Origin of the sequence: Pseudomonas sp. AS2.8 (assembly GCF_014190935.1) — a bacterium.
Classification (GTDB): domain Bacteria; phylum Pseudomonadota; class Gammaproteobacteria; order Pseudomonadales; family Pseudomonadaceae; genus Chryseomonas.
Genome location: NZ_JACHVV010000010.1, coordinates 1 through 2,254, shown reverse-complemented (window position 1 = coordinate 2,254; position 2,254 = coordinate 1). Strand labels below are relative to the sequence as shown.

Annotated in this window: 1 rRNA gene; it reads right to left on the bottom strand. The window is 53.3% G+C overall.

What is annotated here, in order from left to right:
• Positions 1-3: 3 nt before the first annotated feature.
• Positions 4-2,254 (bottom strand): 23S ribosomal RNA (locus FHR73_RS22410); the annotation flags it as partial.

Below are 2,254 nucleotides of genomic sequence, written 5' to 3'. Positions count from 1 at the left end.
AGGAAGCTCAAGGCTCCAGTGAGATCTCATCTTGAGGCAAGTTTCCCGCTTAGATGCTTTCAGCGGTTATCTCTTCCGAACGTAGCTACCCGGCAATGCCACTGGCGTGACAACCGGAACACCAGAGGTTCGTCCACTCCGGTCCTCTCGTACTAGGAGCAGCCCCTCTCAAATCTCAAACGTCCACGGCAGATAGGGACCGAACTGTCTCACGACGTTCTAAACCCAGCTCGCGTACCACTTTAAATGGCGAACAGCCATACCCTTGGGACCGGCTTCAGCCCCAGGATGTGATGAGCCGACATCGAGGTGCCAAACACCGCCGTCGATATGAACTCTTGGGCGGTATCAGCCTGTTATCCCCGGAGTACCTTTTATCCGTTGAGCGATGGCCCTTCCATACAGAACCACCGGATCACTAAGACCTACTTTCGTACCTGCTCGACGTGTCTGTCTCGCAGTCAAGCGCGCTTTTGCCTTTATACTCTACGACCGATTTCCGACCGGTCTGAGCGCACCTTCGTACTCCTCCGTTACTCTTTAGGAGGAGACCGCCCCAGTCAAACTGCCCACCATACACTGTCCTCGATCCGGATAACGGACCAGAGTTAGAACCTCAAGATTGCCAGGGTGGTATTTCAAGGATGGCTCCACGCAGACTGGCGTCCACGCTTCAAAGCCTCCCACCTATCCTACACAAGCAAGCTCAAAGTCCAGTGCAAAGCTACAGTAAAGGTTCACGGGGTCTTTCCGTCTAGCCGCGGATACACTGCATCTTCACAGCGATTTCAATTTCACTGAGTCTCGGGTGGAGACAGCGCCGCCATCGTTACGCCATTCGTGCAGGTCGGAACTTACCCGACAAGGAATTTCGCTACCTTAGGACCGTTATAGTTACGGCCGCCGTTTACCGGGGCTTCGATCAAGAGCTTCGCTTGCGCTAACCCCATCAATTAACCTTCCGGCACCGGGCAGGCGTCACACCCTATACGTCCACTTTCGTGTTTGCAGAGTGCTGTGTTTTTAATAAACAGTCGCAGCGGCCTGGTATCTTCGACCGGCATGAGCTTACGGGGTAAACCCTTCACCCTCACCGGCGCACCTTCTCCCGAAGTTACGGTGCCATTTTGCCTAGTTCCTTCACCCGAGTTCTCTCAAGCGCCTTGGTATTCTCTACCCGACCACCTGTGTCGGTTTGGGGTACGGTTCCTAGTTACCTGAAGCTTAGAGGCTTTTCCTGGAAGCATGGCATCAACCACTTCTCCTTCTAAAAGAAGGATCGTCATCAGCTCTCGGCCTTAACTGTCCGGATTTACCTAAACAGTCAGCCTACCACCTTAAACTTGGACAACCAACGCCAAGCTGGCCTAGCCTTCTCCGTCCCCCCATCGCAGTAACTAGAAGTACGGGAATATTAACCCGTTTCCCATCGACTACGCCTTTCAGCCTCGCCTTAGGGACCGACTCACCCTGCGTCGATTAACGTTGCGCAGGAACCCTTGGTCTTTCGGCGTGCGAGTTTTTCACTCGCATTGTCGTTACTCATGTCAGCATTCGCACTTCTGATACCTCCAGCAAGCTTCTCAACTCACCTTCACAGGCTTACAGAACGCTCCTCTACCGCATCACCAAAGGTGATACCCGTAGCTTCGGTGCCTGGTTTGAGCCCCGTTACATCTTCCGCGCAGGCCGACTCGACTAGTGAGCTATTACGCTTTCTTTAAAGGGTGGCTGCTTCTAAGCCAACCTCCTAGCTGTCTAAGCCTTCCCACATCGTTTACCACTTAACCAGGACTTTGGGACCTTAGCTGACGGTCTGGGTTGTTTCCCTTTTCACGACGGACGTTAGCACCCGCCGTGTGTCTCCCATGCTCGGCACTTCTGGGTATTCGGAGTTTGCATCGGTTTGGTAAGTCGGGATGACCCCCTAGCCGAAACAGTGCTCTACCCCCCAGAGTGATACATGAGGCGCTACCTAAATAGCTTTCGAGGAGAACCAGCTATCTCCGAGCTTGATTAGCCTTTCACTCCGATCCACAAGTCATCCCCTGCCTTTTCAACGGAAGTGGGTTCGGTCCTCCAGTCAGTGTTACCTAACCTTCAACCTGCTCATGGATAGATCGCCCGGTTTCGGGTCTATTCCCAGCGACTAAACGCCCTATTAAGACTCGCTTTCGCTACGCCTCCCCTATTCGGTTAAGCTCGCCACTGAAAATAAGTCGCTGACCCATTATACAAAAGGTACGCAGTCACC